This window comes from Duganella fentianensis (genome assembly GCF_964031615.1).
GTDB lineage: Bacteria > Pseudomonadota > Gammaproteobacteria > Burkholderiales > Burkholderiaceae_D > Rugamonas > Rugamonas fentianensis_A.
This window is the reverse complement of record NZ_CAXIQN010000019.1, coordinates 124,389-145,788: the sequence shown is the minus strand read 5'-3', so window position 1 is coordinate 145,788 and position 21,400 is coordinate 124,389. Positions and strand designations below refer to the sequence as shown.

Below are 21,400 nucleotides of genomic sequence, written 5' to 3'. Positions count from 1 at the left end.
TTCAATCCTCGCTCTGGTTGCTGACGCGCATGGCTTCGGCCACCGTCGTCTTACCCTGTATCACCAGCGACACGGCATGGCGGCGCAGCGTTTCGCCGCCCATCTGGGCCGCTGCCTTGGTGAGGAAATACGCCGGATCGGGATTATTGGCCGCATCGGCCACCTCGCGCGTCATTTCCAGCAGTTCGTACACGCCGGTACGGCCGCGGTAGCCCATGCCATTGCAGTGGGAACAGCCTTTGCCATGGAAATAGCGCGCCATATCGACTTTATCGTTGAGCTCCATGCGCAGCCATTCGCGCTCGGGCGCCGTCAGTTCGTACGGCGTGGTGCAGCTTTCACAGATCACCCGCACCAGACGCTGGGCCAGCACGGCCTGCAGCGAACTGCCGACCATATAGCGCGGCACGCCCATATCCATCAGCCGCAACGGGGTGCTGGCCGCATCGTTGGTGTGCAGCGTAGACAGCACCAGGTGGCCCGTCATGGCGGCGCGCAGGCCGATCTGGGCGGTTTCCTGATCGCGCATCTCGCCCACCAGCACAATGTCGGGGTCCTGCCGCAGTGCCGAACGCAGCACGCGGGCAAAGCTCAGTTCGATCTTATCGTTGACCTGCACCTGATTAATCCCCGGCAGCCGGTATTCCACCGGGTCTTCTACCGTAATCAGCTTTTTCTCCACCGAATTCAGTTCGGACAACGCGCTATACAGGGTGGTGGTCTTACCGCTACCGGTAGGCCCGGTCACCAGCACCAGCCCGTTAGGACGCTGGACGATGGCGCGGAACTTCTCCACCATGGCGCGCGGCATACCGATGCTATCGAGCCGCAAGTTGGTATTGCCCTGACTGAGCAGACGCATCACCACCGATTCGCCATACTGGGTCGGCATGGTGGAAATACGCACGTCGATGCGCTGATTCTTTACCCGTACGGCAAAGCGGCCGTCCTGCGGCAGGCGCTTTTCCGAAATATCGAGGTCGGACATCAGCTTCAGACGCAGCGCCAGTGCCGGTGCAATACGGATATCGGCCTCGGTCTGCAGATGCAGCACGCCATCGATACGGAAGCGGATCTGCAAGCGCGCTTCCTGCGGTTCGATGTGAATATCGGAAGCCCGTACCTGTGCCGCATCATCAAACACCGACTGCAGCAGCTTGACGACGGGCGCCTCTTCCAGATTGGCATTGGCCGCCGCCAGCGCACCGAAGTCGATCGAAGCATCGCCCAGATCCTGCTCCAGCTCGCGCGCCAGATCGGAAATATCTTCCGTGCGGCGGTAGATGCGGTCGATCGCGGCCAGCACTTCCGTTTCGTTGACCACGGCCAGTTCCAGCGGCTGCTTGAGAATGCGGCTGATTTCGTCGTAGGCGAACAGGTCGGTGGGATCGGACATGCCCACCAGCAGCGAGCCGCGGCGGTCTTCCAGCACCAGCGTGCGGAAGCGCCGTGCCTGGGTTTCCGGCAGCAGACGCACCACTTCCGGATTGACGTTGAAGAATTTCAGGTTGAGGTAGGGAATGCTCAGCTGACGCGCCAGCGCACCGGCGATCTGCTCTTCGGTGACATAGCCATTCTCGATAAACACGCGGCCCAGCTTACGTCCGCTGCGCTGCTGTTCGGCCAGCGCCGCCGTCAGTTGTTCTTCCGTGAGCAGCTTCTGCTGCACCAGTATTTCACCCAGACGTACTTTCTCTGGTCTTGCCATGCCTGATCCTCACTCTCTGCACTACGCATCAACGTGCGGCAATTCTAAGGCAGAAATCACAGCTTGAGCGGCTTTCCATGCGTGACAGTCACAAGATATCGCATTCTTCGTACGAATGCGCTACAGTGACGGACGTTTTTACGCTCCTTACCCCATACGCCAGACCGCCACCCCATGACGCTCCCTGCTCTGCGTTTCCAGCAAGTCCAACTCCGCTATGGCGCAACGCCAGTGCTGGACAGCGTGGATCTGAGCGTGCAGGCGGGCGAATGTGTGGCGCTGGTGGGGCTCAACGGGGCCGGCAAAACCAGCCTGATCAAATGCCTGCTGGACTTCATCGTGGCCGATAGCGGCAGCATCGAGATTTTCGGCCAGCCACACCGCCAGCCCGCCAGCCGTGCGGCGCTGGGCTATCTACCGGAACAGTTCATTCCGCCCTACTACCTGACTGGCGCCGAGTTCATCCGCTACCTATTGCGCCTGCAGGGCGTGGAATACCAGCCTGATCGGGTGGCCGCCATGCTGGCCGCGCTGGATCTGGCGCCGGCCGCGCTGGCACAGACGGTGCGCCAGTATTCCAAAGGCATGACACAGAAGCTGGGGCTGGCCGCCTGCCTGCTGGCGCATAAACCGCTGTACGTGCTGGACGAACCGATGAGCGGGCTAGACCCGCGTGCCCACGCCCTGCTGCGCCAGCAACTGGCCGCCTTGCGCGCGCGCGGCAGCAGCGTGTTCTTGACCTCCCACAATCTGGCCGACGTGGAATTGCTGTGCGACCGGCTGGCCATCCTGCATGCGGGCCGCATCCGTTTTACCGGCAGCCCGGAAGAATGCCGCCAGCGCTATGGCACGGCGACCCTAGAGCAAGCCTTCCTTGCCTGTATAGAATAGCGGCCACCATGTACCTAGCCCACTTCGGCCTGCGCGAATCGCCTTTCGGCCTCACGCCCAATCCGGCCTTCTTCTACACCGGCAATACCCGTGGTGACATCCTGCAAGCCTTGCTGTATGCCGTCAGCCATGGCGAAGGCATCATCAAGGTCACGGGTGAAGTGGGCGCGGGCAAGACCATGCTGTGCCGCATGCTGGAACAGCAACTGCCGGCCAATGTCGATGTCATCTATCTGGTTAACCCGAATCTGGACGCGGAACAGGTGCAATATGCGATCGCCGCCGAACTGGGACTGGCTGGCCACGGCCTGCGCATCGATGAAATCCAGCGTGCCATGCAAGCCTATCTGATCGCCCGCCACAGCCGCGGGCGGCAGGTACTGCTGCTGGTCGAAGAAGCCCAGGCCATGCCGCTGGCCACGCTGGAAGCTATCCGCCTGCTGACCAATCTGGAGACGGCACAGCGCAAACTGCTGCAGATCGTGCTGTTCGGCCAGCCGGAACTGGACCAGCATCTGGCCCTGAACAGCATGCGTCAGTTGCGCGAACGCATCACCCACAGCTTTGAAGTGCCCGCCCTGCCAGCCGGACTGCTGGACGAATTCCTGCGCTGCCGGCTGCAGGCAGCTGGCCATGACGGCACGCCGCTGTTCGACGCCAAGGCTATCGCGCTGATCGGGCGCGCCTCGGAAGGCATCATCCGGCGCATCAATATACTGGCCGATAAGGCCCTGCTGGCGGCCTATGCGGACGATGCCGCCACGGTGCAGGCACGCCACGCCCGTCAGGCCATCGCCGAAGCGGGCTTCCGGCGCACACCACGCGCGCGCCCAAGATGGCAGGCTGTGGTCTGGGGCGGGGCCGGACTGCTGCTTATTTGGGCAATTTCAAGCGCTCTCCTTGCGGCAAGGGGCAATTTGTAAGATCATGCTGTCTATATTGCAAATATACAATATCGTGCACTCCGTCCGGGCCGGAAAGAAACAATGAAAAAACTCGCCACTCCCATCGTCCCACTGGTGTGCAGCGTGTTGCTAAGCGCCTGCGCAAGCCATACCTTGCCACCGTCGCCTACCCACATCGCTGAAGCGCCGCGTCCTGCCGGAGCGATACCCGAACCGGTGCAGCAGAGCGCAGCCCTGCCGGCGCCTACGGCTGGCGCCAAGGTCGAGACCTATAGCGTTACGGTGCACAAGGTGCCGGTGGAATCGCTGCTGTTCGCGCTGGCACGCGATGCCGGCCTGAATGTCGACATCCATCCGGGCATCGAAGGCGTGGTCACGCTGAATGCGCTGGACCAGACCCTGCCCCAGTTACTGAGCCGCATACAGCGTCAGGTCGACATGCGCTACGAAATCCATGGCGGCACCCTGAGCGTCATGCCGGACACGCCGGAATGGCGCAACTACAAGGTCGATTACGTCAACATCGCGCGCAGCACCAGCAGCAGCGTGAATATCGCGACGCAGATTTCCACCACCGGTGGCGGTGCCGGCGCTTCCAATCCCGTGGCGGCCACCACATCCGCCAGCAGTACTGCCAGCGGTAGCAGCAACACCACGCCCGTCAGCAACAATAACAATGGCGCCAACGGCAACGGCAGCAATAATTCGACCACGGTGGTCAACAACCGTTCCGATAATAATTTCTGGTACAGCCTGGAAAAGAATATCCGCGACATGCTGCGCAGCTCGAATCTGGCCGACAGCGCCAGTGACCCGCTGGCAGCGCTGAACCAGAACGGCGCTGCGGCCACGCCCGCCCAGCCCGGCGCTGCGCCGGCCGCCAGCGGCTTCGATGCTGCCGCTTTCGGCGCCAGCAAGGCCGGCAGCAAGAACACCACCTCGGTCATCGTCAATGCCGAAGGCGGCCTGATCGCCGTGCGCGCCACCGCACGCCAGCACGAGAAAATCCGTGAATTCCTCGACATCGTACTGGGTGCGGCCAAGCGTCAGGTGCTGATCGAAGCCACCATCATCGAAGTACGACTGGGCGACCAGTACCAGCAGGGGATCAACTGGTCCTCGCTGGCCAAGGGCGGGCTCAAACTGACGCAGGGTCAGGTCGGCAGCGCCTCGCTGCCTAGCAACATCAACCCCGGCACCAGCCCCGGCGTGTTTGTCCTCAACTACACCAACCCCACTAGCCGGCTGGGCAATATCGCCTCGACCATCCAGTTGCTGGAATCGTTCGGCAAGGTAAAAGTGCTGTCCAGCCCGAAAATCAGCGTACTGAATAACCAGACCGCGCTGCTGAAAGTGGTGGACAACAATGTGTTCTTCTCCATCAAGGTCACCCCGGCCGTGCTGGGCGTGAACGGCACGCCGACCTCGCCGGCCACCTACGAATCCAAGCTGGAAACCGTGCCGGTGGGCTTTGTCATGAGCGTTACGCCGCAAATTTCGGAAAGCGACGAAGTCACGCTCAATGTGCGCCCCACCATTACCCGCATCGTCGGCTATGTACAGGACCCCAATCCGGCACTGGGTACGGTGGTCAGCAAGGTGCCCGTGATCCAGGCGCGCGAACTGGAATCGCTGATGAAAGTATCGAGCGGTCAGATCGCCGTGATGGGCGGGCTGATGCAGGATTCCGTCGACAATGCCAAGGATGCCATCCCCGGTCTGGGCAGCGTGCCCGTACTGGGCAATCTGTTCTCTTACCGTAACGAGAACGCCAGCAAGACGGAACTGGTCATCTTCATGCGTCCCGTGGTGGTAAAAGATGCCAGCGTGAATGGCGACTACAAGGATTACCGCTACATGCTGCCCGGCAGTACGCCTGATAACGCCGCCTACGGCGAAACTGCAGCAGCTGCCAAGGGGAACTAGATTATGAGCCTACTGATGCAGGCGCTCAAGAAGGCCGAGCGCGCCCAGCAGAATGCCGGCAGCGAGGAACTGGACAAGCCCTCGCAAGCCTTCGATGAAATTCTGGCGCTGACACCGGAACCCGCCCTGCCGCCCGGTATGAGCGCGGCCAGCACGCGACAGGAACCCAGCCTGAGTCTGGAGCCTATGGCGGGCCTCAGTCTGGAGCCGATGACGCCGGCCGCCCTAGCCGCCGAAGCAGCGCCTGCCAGCAGTGCTACTGCCGGCGCCACGCCCGCTGCCAGCGATTCGGGCCTGAGCCTGTCGCTCGATCCAGCGCCGGCATCAGCCACGGTCAGCCCGGCGGACGCAGCCAGCCCTGCGGCTGCGCACAGTCCAACCGCCGCAACCAACCCTGCTGTGGCCTCGGCACCTGTGCCTGCCGCCATGCCCGCCGTTGAGCCCCCGGCTGCAACAGCCAGCGCACCCACCAGCCAGACAGCGGCCAGCGAGACGGCGCAGCGTACCCAGCCCCGCCCTGCCGCCGCGCCCCATGCTGGCGCTACGCACGCGGCCGCACAGCAAACCAGCGCTGCGCATGCCAGCGCGCCACAATCAGCGCCATCCCCTGCTGCGCCCCGTAGCGAAGCACCGGAAAGTGCACGGGCCAAAGCCCGCGCCCGTGCGGCCTCAGCCGCCAGCACAGAAAATGCGGGCATCGATCCGGAACGCCTGCGCCTGTTCGGTCTGATCGGCCTGCTGTTACTGGTGGTCGCCGGCTTCGGCTATTACTACTGGCAAGCCGTGATGGCGCCCGGTGCCGGCGCCCGTCTGCCGCCCGTGCCCATGCCGCCACCGGGTGCCACCGGCGCCACCCCCGCACAAGTCATCAGTGCGCCCCAGCGTGCTGCCGATGCGCCCGCGCCGACGGAAGACGCCGCCCTGCTGCCTGCTGCGCCAAGAAATGGGGCCCAGCGCGATGAACTGGAACGCCGTCTGACGCAGGCCGAACAGCAACTGGCTGCCACCCAGCAAGCCTTGCAGGCCCAGATGAGCGCGCCCCAACCGCAAAGCCTGCCGCCGCTGGCAGCACCAGAAAGCAGCGAGATCCGGGTTGCGCGCGGGGTCCGTGCGGAACCATTGGCGGCCCAGCTGGGGAGCGCCTATCAGGCGCTCAACACGGGCGAACTGGCCGGCGCACGCCAGCAGTACGAAGCCGTGCTGCAGCAGGATGCTAATAACCACGACGCCTTGCTGGCACTGGCCAGCATAGCCAGCCGCGAGCAGCAGCCGGCCAAAGCGGCCAGCTACTATCTGCGCTTGCTGGAACTCGATCCGCGTGATGGCGCGGCGATTGCCGGCATGGTGGGCCTGCGTCAGGGCGATCCGGCCCAGAACGAGGTGCGCCTGAAAGGCATACTGGCCAACAATCCCGATGCAGCGCCCGTGCATTTTGCACTGGGTAATCTGTATGCCCAGCAAGGTCGCTGGCAGGACGCCCAGCAAGCCTACTTCCAGGCCTATAGCGCCGCCCCGACCAATCCCGATTATGCCTACAATCTGGCGATCGGGCTGGATAGACTGAATCAGGGCAAGCTGGCACAGACTTACTACCAGCGCGCGCTGGCACTGGCGCAGGATACGGCAGCGGCGTTCGACCGTAACGCCCTGCGCAAGCGCCTGCAGGAACTGGGCGCCAGCGCCCGCTAGAACGAGTACCATGGCTGAACAGGCAAAACTTCCACTTGGCAAACTGCTGATCCAGAAAGGGGTCATCAGCGAAGATCAGTTGCGCATTGCGCTGATCGAACAGAAACGCAGCGGCGAACCGCTGGGCAAGCTGCTGATTACACTGGGCTTCGTGACCGAGGCCACGGTGCGCATGGCGCTGTCGGAGAATCTCAACCAGCAGAGCGCCGACCTGACCAGTCTGGTAGTCGATGCCATCGCCCTTAAACTCATTCCCAAGGAAGTGGCCAAGCGTTACCGCGTATTCCCCATCGTCTATGAGCGCGCGACCGACAATCTGATCCTGGCCATGTCCGACACCAGCAACATCGTCGCGCTGGACCAGATCAGCGCCATGCTGGTCAAAGGCATTACCATCAGTCCTGTGCTGGTCAACGAGTCCGACATCAATCGCGCCATTGATCAGTACTATGGCTTCGAGCTATCGATCGACGGCATCCTGCATGAAATCGAAACGGGCGAAGTCAATTACGCCAGTCTGGGCACCACTTCGGACGAATACAGCCAGCCCATGGTACGCCTGATCGACGCGATTCTGGCCGATGCGGTACAGAACGGCGCCTCCGACCTGCACTTCGAGCCCGAGCAGTCGTTCCTGCGCATCCGCTACCGGATCGACGGCATCCTGCGCCAGATCCGCAGCCTGCATAAATCCTACTGGCCGGCCATGGCGGTGCGCCTGAAGGTGATTTCGAATATGAACATCGCCGAGACGCGGGCGCCGCAGGATGGCCGCATCTCGATCAAATTCTCCGGTCGCCAGATCGACTTCCGTGCCTCGGCCCAGCCCACCACCCATGGCGAGAACTTCGTGCTGCGCGTGCTGGACCGGCAGAAAGGCATCGTGCCGCTCGATGGTCTGGGTCTGGGCGAAGCGGAACTCGATCTGCTCAAGCTGATGATCGCCCGTCCCGACGGCGTGATCCTCGTGACGGGGCCGACCGGCTCGGGCAAGACCACCACGCTGTACTCCATCCTCAACCACATCAATACGGAAAGCGTCAACATCATGACGCTGGAGGATCCGGTCGAGTATCCGATGAATATGATACGCCAGACTTCCGTCAACGAGTCGGCCAAGATGGGCTTTGCCGAAGGCATACGTTCGATGATGCGGCAGGACCCGGACATCATTCTGGTGGGTGAAATCCGCGACAAGGAAACCGCGGAAATGGCGTTTGCCGCCGCCATGACGGGCCATCAGGTGTATTCCACCCTGCACACCAATTCGGCCGTGGGCTCGATTTCGCGCCTGCTCGATATCGGCATCGTGCCCGACATCATGGCCGGCAATATCATCGGCATCGTCGCCCAGCGGCTGGTGCGCAAGTTGTGCACCGAGTGCCGTGCACCGCACGAAGCCGATGAAGTGGAACGCCGCCTGCTCGACCTGCCCGAAGGTGCCGGTCCCCAGACCCTGTACCACGCGGTGGGCTGCCCCCATTGCGCCCATCAGGGTTACAAGGGCCGGATCGCCATCATGGAGCTGCTGAAAATGACGCCGGCACTGGATGAACTGATCGCCCGCCGTGCTTCCACCCGCGAACTACGCAATGCCGCCAATGCGGCCGGCTACCACAGCCTGATCGACGACGGCCTGCGCCGCGTCCTCGATGGCATCACCACGCTGGAAGAAGTCGGCCGCGTGGTCGACCTGACCGAGCGCCTGAGCCGATGACCCAGTTCTACTACCGCGCCATGGATGCGTCCGGCCATATCCAGCCCGGCAATATGGACGCTGCCAACGAGCCTGATCTGGAACTGCGCCTGCACCGCATGGGGCTGGACCTGATCGACTGCCGCGCTTCGCGCACCAAGGTGGTGGCGCTGAAACGCCTGATCACCCGGCATGACCTGATCAACTTCTGCTTCCACATGGAGCAGTTGACGGGTGCCGGCGTGCCCATCCTCGAAGGGCTGAACGACCTGCGCGACAGCATAGACCATCCCCGTTTCCGCGAAATGATCACGGGCCTGATCGAGAATATCGAAGGGGGCCAGCAACTGTCGGCCGCGCTGGCGGCCTATCCGGAAGTGTTCGACCTGACCTTCACCAGCCTGATCACGGCGGGCGAACAGAGCGGCAAACTGGCGGAAGTGTTCAAAAACCTGTCGGAAAGCCTGAAATGGCAGGACGAACTGGCTTCGCAGACCAAGAAGATCGTGATGTATCCGGCCGCCGTCGGTACGTTCGTGGTGGGCGTGACCTTCTTCCTGATGATCTATCTGGTGCCCCAGCTGACCTCCTTCGTCAAGAACATGGGTAACACCCTGCCGCTGCACACCAAAGCGCTGATCTGGCTATCTAACCTGTTTATCAACTACTGGTATGTGCTGATCGGCCTGCCACTGGCAGCTTTCTTCGGTGGCCGCGCGTGGCTGGCCCATAGCGAAGCGGCGCGCTTCCGGGCCGACGGGCTCAAGCTGCGCATCTGGCTGATCGGCCCCGTACTGCATAAAATCATTCTGGCACGCTTCGCCACCTTCTTCGCCATGATGTATGCGTCCGGCATCACCATCCTCGAATGTATCCACCTGTCCGAAGGCATCGTCGGTAACCGTGTGATCGCGGCCGGCCTGCGCCGCGCCGCCCAGCTGATTTCCGAAGGCCACGGTATCACGGCGGCCTTCCAGCAGACCGGCATCTTCCCGCCGCTGGTGATCCGCATGCTGAAAGTGGGCGAAGCCACCGGCGCACTCGATGGCGCGCTGCGCAATGTCAGCTATTTCTATAACCGCGAGGTCAAGGAAATGATAGAAAAAGTACAGTCCATGATAGAACCGGCCATGACGGTGATACTGGGCGTACTGGTGGGCTGGATCATGCTGTCCGTGATGGGCCCGATTTACGACACGATCAGCAAGATCCGCACCTGAGGCTGACGTGCTATGAGCAAACATCTTTTCTACCTGAGCAGTGAGCAGCTGACCGCCTACCAGTGGCAGCATGGCCGCCTGAGCGGCGCCAGCGTGTTCGCCAACGATGGCGACGGCATTGCCCGCTTCATGGATTATCTGGACGCGGCCCCCGTCATGCCGGCGCTGCTGCTGGCCGATCTGGTGGAGGAAGACTTCCAGCGCATCAACGTACCCCATGTAGGGGGCATGGGCGGGCGCAAATTGCTGCAGCGCCGGCTGCTGCAGCAATACCGCGAAACCCCCTACCGCTACTTCGAAATTCAGGGCCGCATGGCCGACGGCCGCCGTGACGATATGGTGCTGCTGGCCGCACTGACCAACCCTGCCACCGTGCAGCCCTGGATAGACGCGCTCGACCAGTTGCAGATCCCGCTGGCCGGGCTATACTCGACCACCCTGCTGAGCTCGGCGCTGGTGCGCAAGCTAGGCCTGCGCGATGAACATCTGCTGTTGCTGACGCAGCAGTCGGGCGGCTGGCGCCAGAGCTATTTCCAGAACGGCCAGCTGAAATTTTCCCGCCTGACCGCCGCCATCAATCGCGATGGCCAGCCTATCAATCTGGGCGCAGAAACCGCCAAGACCCAGCAGTTCCTGACCAGCGTACGCCTGATGGGACGCGGCAATGTCCTGCACGCCGTAGTGGTGGCCCCCGTGGCCAGTACGCCAGTGCTGGAAAGCCAGTGCGAAGATGGCCCAGAAACCTCGTTCCGCTTCCTGTCGCTGCGCCATGTCGCCACCAAACTGGGCTTGCGCAGCGAGGAACTGCGCGTCAACGAGCTGGCTGCCCAGTTAGCCGACCCGATGTTGCTGGCCCTGCTGGCACGCCAGCATCAGGCGCCCCAGTATCCGCTCGGCAGCGCCCGACGCCACTACAAACTGTGGCGCATCCGTCGCGTACTGTACTGGGGCAGTGCCGTGCTGGGCACCACCAGTCTGCTGTGGATGGGGGCCAACCTGTGGCAGGCCCGCGAGGCGCAGCAGGATAGCGCCCATCTGATGGCGGAAGCGGCCAGTTACGACCAGCGCTACCGCAGCGTGATGGCGGCCATGCCGCCTAGCGTGACCAGCACCGCCAATATGCGTGCTGCCGTGAATGTGGAGCGCATGCTGGGCACGCAGGCTCCTACCCCGCTGGACATGGTCAGCATGGTCAGTGCGGCGCTCGATCAGGCGCCACAGATCCGTCTGCTGCAACTGGACTGGAAAGCCAATCCGGCCGACGGCCAGCCCGCTGCTGCCCCCGCTCAGGGCGAAGGCCGGCAAGCTGCGCCGATACCATCTACCCTGCTGGGCATCCCCACCAAGCCGGCCCAGAGCCTGCTGCTGGAAGCGGAAATACTCGGCGATCAGGACGACTATCGTGCCGCTGTCGATACCATGAACCGCTTTGCCCAGCATCTGGCCAGCAATCCGCGCCTGACGGTCGCCATCGACAAACCGCCGCTGGATACCCGCTCCTCCGTCAAACTGAGCGCCAAGGCAGGGCCGGTCAGCGAGGACGTGCATCCGCACTTCTCCCTTATACTGGTGTGGAAACCATGAGCAGCCTCGCCAACCAGAATGCCGGCGCCCGCAAGCCGGCCACCCGCACCCTGCCGCTGCCGTACTGGCTGGCCGAATTCGGCCGTATCCGTACGGCAGTGCTGACGGCGCTGGCCTGTCTGGTGCTGAGCCTGAGTGCTTTGCAGCTCAGCCACTGGCGCCTCAGCACAGCCGAAGACCGCCTGCAACTGGCCCAGCGCACACGCGACGCAGCCTACACGCGCTATGCCCACGTAGATAATGAAAAGCGCGACATCCGTAACTTCCAGCCACGCTATATCGAACTGCGCGCACGGGGGCTGATCGGTGCCGAGAAACGTATCGAGTGGGTTGACGCCATCCGTCAGGTACAGGAGCAGCGCCGGCTGCTGCCGCTCAGCTATGAAATCGAGCCGCAGCAGAGCGTGCAACTGGTGGCAGCACTCGATCTGGGCGACTACCAGTTGCAGGGCAGCCGCATGCACTTGCACATGGATCTGCTGCACGAAATGGACCTGTTTAACTTCCTCGCCGATCTGCACCAGCGCAGCTTCTTTGCCACCCAGGACTGCAATATCAAACGGCTGGGCCGGGCGGTCGGTGCGCAAGGCGGTCCCACGCTGGGCGCCGATTGCACCCTGAACTGGGTCACGCTGGGCATACCACCCAAGCCGGCGAGCGCTAGCGGCGCTGCCCTCGCCAGCGCCAACAAGGAGCGCCCATGAACCTGCCCAGCCTCGCTCCACGCGGTGCTGCCCGTGTGCAGCACGCCGCGCCGGCGCTATCTCCGGCCCTATTACCGGCGCTATTACCGGCCCAATTTCCGGCCCCTTTATCGGCTGCATTGGCCGTCCTAGCCGTCCTGTCCCTACTGGCAGGTTTGCTGACGCTGGCGCCAGCCGCACAGGCCCAGCCGCTGGGCCGCCTGTTTGCCACGCCAGCCGAGCGCGAAACCATGGAAGCCCAGCGCGGCGCCGCCACGGGCCCAACGGCCGTGGCGATGCCGGAAGCAGGCGTGCAGCCCGTGCCACCTGACCCCAACCAGCCTTTGGCCGGCACGGCCGGCACGCCAGCGGCAGCCGCGCCCAGCGCGCCTAACGCACTGGTCATGGGCGGTGTGCTGCGCAGCAGCTCCGGCCGCAGTACTGTATGGCTGAACAATGTCGCCCAGAACGATGGCCAGAACCGCTTCAGTAACCGCAGCAATGCTGCCGTCAGCATTACCCTGCCTTCGGGCCAGCGGCTGATACTCAAACCGGGCCAGCGCTATGATCTGGATGCGGCACGGGTGAAAGATGTCAATGAACCGTAACTACCTGCCCCGCCAGCATGGCTTCACGCTGGTGGAAATCGCCATCGTCCTGCTGATCGTCGGCCTGCTGATCGGCGGCATGATCGCGCCGCTGAGTTCCCAGCTCGAGCAGAAAAAAACCACCGATACGCGGCTGGCCATGGAAGAGGCGCGCGAAGCGCTGTTCGGCTTCGCCCTGCGCAACGGCTATCTGCCCTGTCCGGCCATTTCCGCCAGCAATGGACTGGAAGACCGCACCGGTAGTGCCTGCAACAAGCGCTACGGTCTGCTGCCATGGGCCACGCTGGGCGTGGGCCGGCTGGACGGCTGGAACCGCATCCTGGCCTACAGCGTCACGCCGGCCTTCAGCGACAGCGTGGTGCTGTTCACCCTGAAAACCCCGCGCGACATCAGCATCGCCACGCGTGATGACAGCGGCCGCCTGCAGCCGCTGACGGAAAGCCGCGACATTCCGGCCGTGCTGATCTCCTTCGGCAAAAACGGCTATGGCGCCTATAGCGACCAGAACACCCGTCTGGCCGATCTGGGCAGCGGCAATGAGGACGAAAAACTCAATCTGCAGAGTGGCACTGCGCTGATCAGCCGCGACCCTAGCGACGATCCCCGTGCCAGCGGCGGCACCTTCGACGACATAGTACTGTGGATCTCGCCCAACATCCTGTACAACCGTATGGTGGCGGCACAACGTCTGCCATGATGGCCAGCCTGACGATTGCCCGCTACACCGTACTGGAAGCCGTGCGTAGCCGCTGGCTATGGCTGTTGCTGGCGCTGACGCTGGGCGCCATCGGTCTAAGCAGCCTGCTGGATGCCATGGCACTGACAGAAAGCCGGCAACTCCAGATCACCGTGCTGGCCAGCCTGCTGCGTGTGGCCAGCGTATTTCTGCTGACTACCTTCGTGATCGGCAGCATGGCCCGCGAAACGGCCGACAAAGGCCAGCAACTGCTGCTGGCTCTGGCCTTCCCCCGCGCCACCTATCTGCTCGGCAAGTTGCTCGGCTACGGTCTGCTGGCCGTCCTGCCGGCACTGCTATTCGGTTCACTGGCTTGCTACTATGCGCCACCGCTGCAGGCCGCCATGTGGGCGCTAGCCCTGCTGTGCGAATGCTGGATCATGCTGGCCTTCGCCGTGCTGTGCATGGTCAGCCTGCAACAGATGCCGGCCGCGCTCGCTGCCTGCTGCGGTTTTTATCTACTGGCGCGCAGCATCGGTACGCTACAGCTGCTGGCGCGCGGCAGCCGGCCCGATGGCAGCCACGGCGACGCTGCCAGCAGGGTGTTCGACCTGCTGGCCACACTGCTGCCCCACTTCGACCGCCACAGCAGTAGCGACTGGCTGGTCTCCCAGCAGGCCGGCCTGTCCGACTTAGCCGGCCTGCTGACGCAGACGGCGCTGTTCCTGCTGCTGCTGGTGCTGGCCGCCCTGTACGATCTGTACCGCAAAGCCGTCTAGCTGGCGCCGCGCCCCTGCCATGCCCGCCACCGCTGCCACCACCCACCTGCCACACCACGTCGTGCCACGCTGGCTGCGCCTGGCCTTGCCGGCCGCGCTGGCACTGCACATGCTGTGGCAAACTCTGCAGCCCGCGCCGCAGGCCCGCGCCGCCGACCTGCCCGCCGTGCCCGCGCTGGCGCTGCTCCGGCTGGCCAGTCTGGGCGAGCCGCAGGCACTGGCCAAAGTCAGCATGCTGTATGTGCAGAGCCATGACGAACAGGCCGGCCTCAGTCTGGCTTTCCGCACACTCGACTACACCCGCCTGCGCGACTGGCTCGACAGTATTCTCGCGCTCGATCCCCAGGCCCAGTATCCGCTGCTGGCCGCCAGCGAAGTCTACGCCGCCGTCAGCGATCCGCAGCGGGCCCGCCTGATGCTCGATCTGGTCTACCGGCGCTATCGCGAAGATCCGGCACGGCGCTGGCCATGGCTGGCCCATGCAGCCCTCGTGGCGCGCCACCAGCTCAACGATATGGCGCTGGCGCGCCAGTATGCGCAAGCCTTGCGTACCCAGAGCGGTGCTAGCGCCCTGCCCCTATGGGCGCGCGAGCTGGAGATTTTCATCGCCGCCGACATGGGCGAAGCGGAGAGCGCCCGTACCCTGATCGGCGCCCTGCTGGCCAGCGGCCAGATCAGCGATCCGCACGAACTGGCTTTTCTGGCACACCGGCTGGAACAGCTGGCGCCGGCACAACAGTAGACACTAGCCCCTAGGCTTGCGGTAAGATAACGAGATCTAGCAGAAAGGAATCCCATGCGCACTTTTTCCCACCGTTCCCGCGGCTTTACGCTGGTCGAAATCGCCATTGTGCTGGTCATCATCGGCCTGTTGCTGGGCGGCGTGCTAAAAGGCCAGAGCCTGATCGATAGCGCGCGCGTCAAGAACATCGTCCAGCAGGCCAGCTCGCTGACCGCTGCCGTGAATGCCTATCAGGATAAATTCCATGCCCTGCCCGGTGACGATGTGCGCGGCACCACCCATGCACCGGGCGCCACCGGCAATGGCAATGGTGACGGCCAGATCGACGAATACCAGCTGGCGCCCCAGCATCTGGCCCTGTCCGGCTTCATTACGGGCTCGTTCAACGGCAGCACCGATTTCATGACCAGCGCACAGGGCGGCGCCGTCTACATCTACAACGATGTGGTGGCTGGCCGCGGCGGCAATGGCGTGCGGCTCGACAACCTGCCGGACAGCTTTGCCGAGCAGGTCGACAGCAAACTTGATGACGGCAAATACAACACCGGCTCGGTACGTGCCAGCGGCCCTTACACCAACAATGGCAGCGTGATCCAGCGTACCGCCGTGTTCTTCTAAGCCACCGCCCGCTTTCAAGCTCTGGCTACCGCGCTGGCCGCCACTCCCACGGCGGTGATGAGCAGCGAACCGGGCTAGCGCTGTTCCCGTAGCGCTAGCCACTGGCAAACACTGGCTGTACAACAAAATATCTTTCTGAAACGCACGAGCTCGGCTACTATCCAAGGGCATTACACTCAGATTGCCGTCCGGGGTCAGGCTTGCAAGAAACTCAATACCGTCGCTCACATACTCTGCGCAGCCAGCTACTCGTGCTGGTTCTGCTGTGCCTGCTTCCTGCCGTGCTGGCACTGGGGCTACTGGCCAGCCGCTACCAGCGCTACCAGCACAGCACCCTGACCGAACAGAGCCAGCTGAGCGCCCGCCTGCTGGAATACGCCATCGAAAGCGATGTGCAGCAGGCGCGCCAGTTGCTAAGCGCACTCAGCATCCACCCCGCCCTGCAACAGGATGATCTGGCGGCCATCAGTAGCCATGCCGCGCAGCTGCTGGGCACGGGCAGCACGATCAGCCAGTTACTGGTGCAGGACCGTTCGGGCCGGATCGTGCTCCAGCTGGGCATGCCGCTGCCCGCCAGCATCAGTCCGGAAGCCACGCTGCACCGGCTGGCGCCCCTGTTCGCCGGTGCCACCCAGCGGGTTTCGACCATCCACCTGCAGGGTAGCACGCTGCTGACGGTCGATCTGGCCGTGCCCGGCAGCGCGACACCACGCTATGTACTGAGCGCCATCTTCCAGCCAGACTGGCTAGGCAAACTGCTGCGCGCGCAGCAGCTGGCGCCGGAGCAGCATGTCAGTCTGTACGACGCCGACGGCAATCTGCTGGCTGCGGGCGGCACGGCACGCCTGATCTGGAACCAGTCCAGCGAGGCCAGCCTGCGCAGCCAGTTGCACGAGCGCCGCGACGGCGTGGCCAGCGCCACCACCAGCACCCACAGCAGCTATCTGGTAGCGATCAGCCACGCGCCGCACAGCCTGACCAGCGTGGCACTGGCCACGCCACAGCAGCTGCCCGCCAGCGGCTTGCTGGCAGATCTGGCCGCGCTGGGCACGGGTGCAGGCTTGATCCTGCTGGCAGTCAGCGGACTGGCATTGGGTTGGAGCAACCGGCTGGGCCGCAGCATGCAGACGCTGCGCGACGCCGCCCAGTCGCTAGCCGCGGGCCAGCCTTTCGGGCTGGGCGGCATGGGCTTCCGCGAGGCCGGCCAGATCGCTCAGGCCATTCAGGCGCTGCAGGGCAATCTGCGGCGCCATCAGGCGCGGCTGGAGTCGCAGGTGGCCGAACGGACCGCCCAGCTGGAAAAAAACCGTACCCAGCTCGAAACACTGTACGCTACGGCCCCCGTCGGTCTCAGCTACGTCGATGCGGAGCTGCGCTATGTGCGCCTGAACGAATTCCTTGCTGCGCTCAACCGCCAGCCCGTGGTGGCCCATCTGGGGCGCCATGTGGCCGACATGATTGCCGACCCCGATCTGCGGCGCGAAGTGCTGGCCGACTACCAGATCGTGCTGGAAAGCGGCCAGCCGCTGGTCAACCTGCCCCGCTCCGGGCACCCGGAAACGTCGCCGGACCAGTTGCGCCACTGGGTGATCAGCTACTACCCCCAGTTCGGCAGCGATGGCCGCATCGTCGGCATTACCGGCCTGATGCTGGATGTAACGGAACAGAAGCGCACCGAGGCGGAACTGCGCCAGTCACGCCAGCTGCTACGCTCGGTGGTAGACAATATGCCGGCCATGATCTTCCTCAAGCGCCTGCCCGATCTGCGCTATGCCATGTTCAACCGCTATGGCGCCCAGCTGTACGAACGCGCCGATGGCGACGAGCTGATCGGCCTGAGCGATGCCGACTTCGTCTCGCCGGCGGCGGCAGCCGAATTCGCCGCCACCGATCGCCAGCTGCTGGCCGCACCGGCCGACACGGTAGTGGAAATTGCCGAAGAACCGCTGCGCAACAGTGCCGGCCAGACCCGTTACCTGACCACCCGGAAAGTGGCGCTGCGCGACGAACGGGGCATCGCCACCCACGTACTGGGCATCTCGATCGATATCACCGAACGCAAGCAGGCGCGCGAAGCGCTCACGGCCAGCCTCAACCAGCTAGCCGAACGCGAGCAGTTCATCCGCACCGTCACCGATAACCTGCCCGGTATGGTGGCTTACTGGGATACGGGATTACGCTGCCGCTTTGCCAACCGCTATCTGCTGGACTGGCTGGGGCGCAGTTCCGCCGAAGTGCTGGGCCGCTCCATGACCGATCTGCTGGGCGCCAGCCACGTGGCACGGCACAGCCGCTATCTCGATGCCGCCATGGCCGGCACGGCGCAGAGCTTTGGCGGCATGGTGTCCGATGTACAGGGGCGCGACCAGCACATCTGGGTCAACTACTTCCCCGACCTGACCCCGACGGGACAGGTGCGCGGGCTGGTGGTGCTGGTATCCGATGTGACGGCACTGAAGGAATCCGAACTCGATCTGCAGCGGCTCAACGAAGAACTGATCACGGCACGTGACCGGGCCGAAGCGGCCAGCCATGCCAAGAGTGAATTCCTGGCCAATATGAGCCATGAAATCCGTACCCCGATGAATGCCATCATCGGTCTGGCGCGGCTGATGGAAGAAGCCCAGCTGGCGCAGCGCGAACGGGGCTATCTGGACAAGATCCAGCTGGCCACGCAGTCGCTGCTGGGGCTGGTCAACGATGTGCTGGACTTTTCCCGCGTGGAAGCGGGCCAGCTGACGCTGGAGCAGACTCCGTTCCGGCTCGAACATCTGCTGGCCAGTATCAGCGTGCTGGTCAGCGGCAGCGCCAGCGACAAAGGCATAGAACTGGTGTACGACATCGATCCGCAGCTGCCCCTGACATTGCTGGGCGACCCGATGCGGCTGCAGCAGATTCTGCTCAACCTGCTCAGCAATGCCATCAAATTCACCGAGCAGGGCGAAGTGGTGCTACAGATCCGCCAGAGCCTGCAGCAAGGTCAGCCGGACGCCCAGCTCTGGCTGGAATTCCGTGTACGCGATACCGGCATCGGCATCCCCACCACCCAGCAGGCGCATATATTCGATGCTTTCGTGCAGGCCGACAGCAGTACCAGCCGGCGCTTCGGCGGCACGGGGCTGGGACTGGCCATCTGCCGCCAACTGGCCGAGCTCATGGGCGGCAGCATCAGCCTGCACAGCGAGCCGGGCATCGGCTCCGAATTCCAGTTCCGCTGTCCGCTACAGGCACTGGAAGCGGCACCTGTGCCAGTCCCGGCCAGCCCGCCCTGGCGCGTGCTGCTGGTCGATCCCAACCCTACCGTGCGCGCCGTGCTGCAGCACTGCTGCCAGCAACTGGGCTGGCTAGCCGACAGTGTCGCCAATCTGGACGCTGCCGCGGCCCGCATTGATCAGGCGCCGGCGCCGGACGTCATGATTCTCGGCGCCGCCCTGCTGAGCGAACTGCATGCCTGCCCCAAGGCAGCCAGCCGGCGCTGGCCACCGCTGCTGCTGATGGCAGGCGAACAGCTGGCGGCACGTCAGACTGGCCAGCACCCGCGCCATCCGGTAGCCGGTCTGCTGGCCAAGCCCGCCACGCCGGCGCAGCTACGCGAACAGGTCGAACAGATACTGGCACCGTCCGCCGCCTCCGCCCCCGGGCTGGTGCTGGCGGCGCATGCACCATTACAGGGACGTTTGCTGGGCATGCGCATCCTGCTGGTGGAAGACAATGAAATCAACCAGGAAGTGGCGCTGTACATCCTGCAGCACGCCGGCGCGCAGGTCGACACGGTGGAAAATGGCCTGCTGGCACTGGAACTGCTGCGCACTACGCCCGAGCGCTTTGATCTGGTGCTGATGGATGTGCAGATGCCGGTGATGAACGGCTACGATGCCACCCGCGCCATCCGCGCACTGGGCGGTACGCTGGCCAGCCTGCCCATCGTCGCCATGACGGCCAATGTCATGGCAGAAGACCGCCGCCGTGCCAGCGATGCCGGCATGTCGGCCCATGTCGCCAAGCCCATCGATGTGGAACAGCTGATCGCTGTACTGCTACAGCTGGTGCCCACCCGTGATCACACGGCGACTGCCTCCGACCAGGCTACCAGTGCCGCTGAAGGCGCTGCACAGCCGCGCTGGCTGGCGGCTCTGCAGGAAGCGGGACTGGATAGCCATAGCGCATTGACACGGCTGGGTGGCGAGACACAGCTATTGTGGAACCTGCTGCAGCGTTTCAAGATCGAACATGCGGCCAGCGCCAGCCAGATGCAGCAACTGCTGGCACAGCAAAACGTCGAACCTGAGCTGCTGGCGCGCCAGTTGCACCGCCTGCGTGGCATCGCCGCCAATCTGGGCGGCGTGGAAATTGCCGCCTGCTGCGCCAGCGTGGAAGCCGTGCTGCATCAAGGGGGCGAGCTGCAAAGCGTGACCGTCCTGCTGGCGCAACTGGACACGGCGGTGCAGCGGCTGGTGCAGGCCATCCCTGATTTGTCCAGTACAGATATGGGGAAAACTGCAACCCACCCCTTGCCGGAAGGGCAGTCGCTACGGCAAACACTGGCGCAGCTGCAAACTTTACTTCAGAATAACAACATGAAAGCACTTGAAGTGCTGGCGCAGCTACCAGCTGCCGTGGTCGCGGCCGATCTGCCGGCCGGAATGGCGGAAGCCGCACAGCGCCTGGACTTCACCAGCGCCGCGCGCTTACTTGAAGAACACCTGCAGCGAAAGGGCAGTGCATGAGTTGGACCAATCTGGCCTGGAATGGACGGATACTGGTAGTCGATGACGCCATGGAAAATATCCAGATCCTGCATCATGCCCTGCGTGACGAACACGAGGTGCTGTTTGCACTGGACGGTGCGCGTGCGCTGGACATGGCCCAGAGCCAGCAGCCCGATCTGATACTGCTGGACGCCGTCATGCCCGGCATGGACGGTTATCAGGTCTGCGCCGCGTTGCGCGCCAACCCCGCCCTGCAGGATATCCCCGTCATTTTCGTCACCGCGCTGACCCAGCCAGAAGACGAAACCCGCGCACTGGAAGCCGGTGCGGTGGACTTCATCAGCAAACCGTTCAATGTGGCGGTGGTGCGGGCACGGGTACGCAGCCAGCTGACCATCAAGCGTCAGGCCGACGCCATGCGCGAACTGAGCCGCACCGACAGCCTGACCGGCGTGGCCAACCGGCGCAGCTTCAATCACACGCTGGAAGCGGAATGGCGCCGCTGCGCCCGTGCCGGCCTGCCCCTGTCGTTGATCATGATCGATATCGACCACTTCAAACTGTATAACGACCACTACGGCCATCAGGCCGGCGATGTCTGCCTGCAGCAAGTGGGCGCCGCCATGTCGGCCTGCGCGGCACGGCCGCAGGATATGCTGGCGCGCTATGGCGGCGAGGAGTTCGTGCTGCTGTTACCGCAGGAAGCGGCGGCCGGCGCTGCCGTGGTAGCCCAGCGCGTACTCGATACCATCCGCCAGCTGAGAATCCCCCACGCCGGTTCGCCTACTTCGCCCTATGTCACGGCCAGTCTGGGCGTACACACCATGCTGCCGCCGTTCGAGGCCAGCGACAGCCACGCCCTGATCCGGCAAGCCGACCAGCAGCTATACCGCGCCAAACAGATCGGCCGCGACCGCGTCTGCGTGGCCGCAGCGGGCTAGCCGCCCCACCCGTCCACGCCGGCCA

General features: G+C 63.8%; 16 protein-coding genes. 15 read left to right on the top strand and 1 reads right to left on the bottom strand.

Annotated elements, in window-relative coordinates:
• Position 1 precedes the first annotated feature (1 nt).
• Positions 2–1,708, bottom strand: coding sequence for a GspE/PulE family protein (locus ABNT42_RS13345; RefSeq protein WP_348697680.1), 1,707 nt, complete (start codon positions 1,706–1,708; stop codon positions 2–4).
• 174 nt (positions 1,709–1,882) lie between these two features.
• Between ABNT42_RS13345 and ABNT42_RS13340 the strand changes: the two genes are divergently transcribed.
• The 15 genes from ABNT42_RS13340 to ABNT42_RS13270 all read left to right on the top strand — a co-directional run bounded on the left by ABNT42_RS13340 (position 1,883) and on the right by ABNT42_RS13270 (position 21,375).
• Positions 1,883–2,599, top strand: a complete 717-nt coding sequence (locus ABNT42_RS13340; protein WP_348697678.1) for an ATP-binding cassette domain-containing protein — start codon at positions 1,883–1,885, stop codon at positions 2,597–2,599.
• An 8-nt stretch (positions 2,600–2,607) separates the two neighbouring features.
• Positions 2,608–3,522 carry an AAA family ATPase gene (locus ABNT42_RS13335; protein ID WP_348697677.1) on the top strand — a complete coding sequence of 305 codons (915 nt, stop codon included), beginning with the start codon at positions 2,608–2,610 and terminating at the stop codon, positions 3,520–3,522.
• A 63-nt stretch (positions 3,523–3,585) separates the two neighbouring features.
• Positions 3,586–5,430, top strand: a complete 1,845-nt coding sequence (gene mshL, locus ABNT42_RS13330; protein ID WP_348697676.1) for a pilus (MSHA type) biogenesis protein MshL — start codon at positions 3,586–3,588, stop codon at positions 5,428–5,430.
• 3 nt (positions 5,431–5,433) lie between these two features.
• Positions 5,434–7,119, top strand: a complete 1,686-nt coding sequence (locus tag ABNT42_RS13325; RefSeq protein WP_348697674.1) for a tetratricopeptide repeat protein — start codon at positions 5,434–5,436, stop codon at positions 7,117–7,119.
• A 10-nt stretch (positions 7,120–7,129) separates the two neighbouring features.
• Positions 7,130–8,836 carry an ATPase, T2SS/T4P/T4SS family gene (locus tag ABNT42_RS13320; RefSeq protein ID WP_348697672.1) on the top strand — a complete coding sequence of 569 codons (1,707 nt, stop codon included), beginning with the start codon at positions 7,130–7,132 and terminating at the stop codon, positions 8,834–8,836.
• On the top strand, positions 8,833–10,035 hold the full coding sequence (locus ABNT42_RS13315; protein ID WP_348697670.1) for a type II secretion system F family protein: 1,203 nt from the start codon (positions 8,833–8,835) through the stop codon (positions 10,033–10,035). The genes ABNT42_RS13320 and ABNT42_RS13315 overlap by 4 nt, the downstream gene beginning before the upstream one ends.
• Positions 10,036–10,047: 12 nt before the next feature.
• Positions 10,048–11,619 (top strand): hypothetical protein, encoded by a 1,572-nt coding sequence (locus ABNT42_RS13310; RefSeq protein WP_348697668.1) that lies wholly within the window; start codon positions 10,048–10,050, stop codon positions 11,617–11,619.
• Positions 11,616–12,323 carry a hypothetical protein gene (locus ABNT42_RS13305; protein ID WP_348697667.1) on the top strand — a complete coding sequence of 236 codons (708 nt, stop codon included), beginning with the start codon at positions 11,616–11,618 and terminating at the stop codon, positions 12,321–12,323. The genes ABNT42_RS13310 and ABNT42_RS13305 overlap by 4 nt, the downstream gene beginning before the upstream one ends.
• Complete coding sequence (locus ABNT42_RS13300) at positions 12,320–12,910, top strand: hypothetical protein (RefSeq protein ID WP_348697665.1); 591 nt, start codon at positions 12,320–12,322, stop codon at positions 12,908–12,910. The genes ABNT42_RS13305 and ABNT42_RS13300 overlap by 4 nt, the downstream gene beginning before the upstream one ends.
• Positions 12,900–13,607 (top strand): prepilin-type N-terminal cleavage/methylation domain-containing protein, encoded by a 708-nt coding sequence (locus ABNT42_RS13295; RefSeq protein WP_348697663.1) that lies wholly within the window; start codon positions 12,900–12,902, stop codon positions 13,605–13,607. The genes ABNT42_RS13300 and ABNT42_RS13295 overlap by 11 nt, the downstream gene beginning before the upstream one ends.
• On the top strand, positions 13,550–14,365 hold the full coding sequence (locus ABNT42_RS13290) for an ABC transporter permease (protein WP_348697661.1): 816 nt from the start codon (positions 13,550–13,552) through the stop codon (positions 14,363–14,365). The genes ABNT42_RS13295 and ABNT42_RS13290 overlap by 58 nt, the downstream gene beginning before the upstream one ends.
• A gap of 19 nt (positions 14,366–14,384) precedes the next feature.
• Positions 14,385–15,107: a hypothetical protein gene (locus ABNT42_RS13285; protein ID WP_348697659.1), complete on the top strand. Its 723-nt coding sequence runs from the start codon at positions 14,385–14,387 to the stop codon at positions 15,105–15,107.
• Positions 15,108–15,161: 54 nt separating this feature from the next.
• Positions 15,162–15,725: a prepilin-type N-terminal cleavage/methylation domain-containing protein gene (locus ABNT42_RS13280; RefSeq protein ID WP_348697658.1), complete on the top strand. Its 564-nt coding sequence runs from the start codon at positions 15,162–15,164 to the stop codon at positions 15,723–15,725.
• Positions 15,726–15,925: 200 nt separating this feature from the next.
• Positions 15,926–20,452, top strand: coding sequence for a PAS domain-containing protein (locus ABNT42_RS13275; RefSeq protein ID WP_348697656.1), 4,527 nt, complete (start codon positions 15,926–15,928; stop codon positions 20,450–20,452).
• The gene (locus ABNT42_RS13270; RefSeq protein WP_348697653.1) at positions 20,449–21,375 is read left to right on the top strand and encodes a diguanylate cyclase; all 927 of its coding nucleotides are present in this window, start codon (positions 20,449–20,451) and stop codon (positions 21,373–21,375) included. Before ABNT42_RS13275 ends, ABNT42_RS13270 begins: the two co-directional genes overlap by 4 nt.
• The last annotated feature ends 25 nt before the right edge of the window (positions 21,376–21,400 follow it).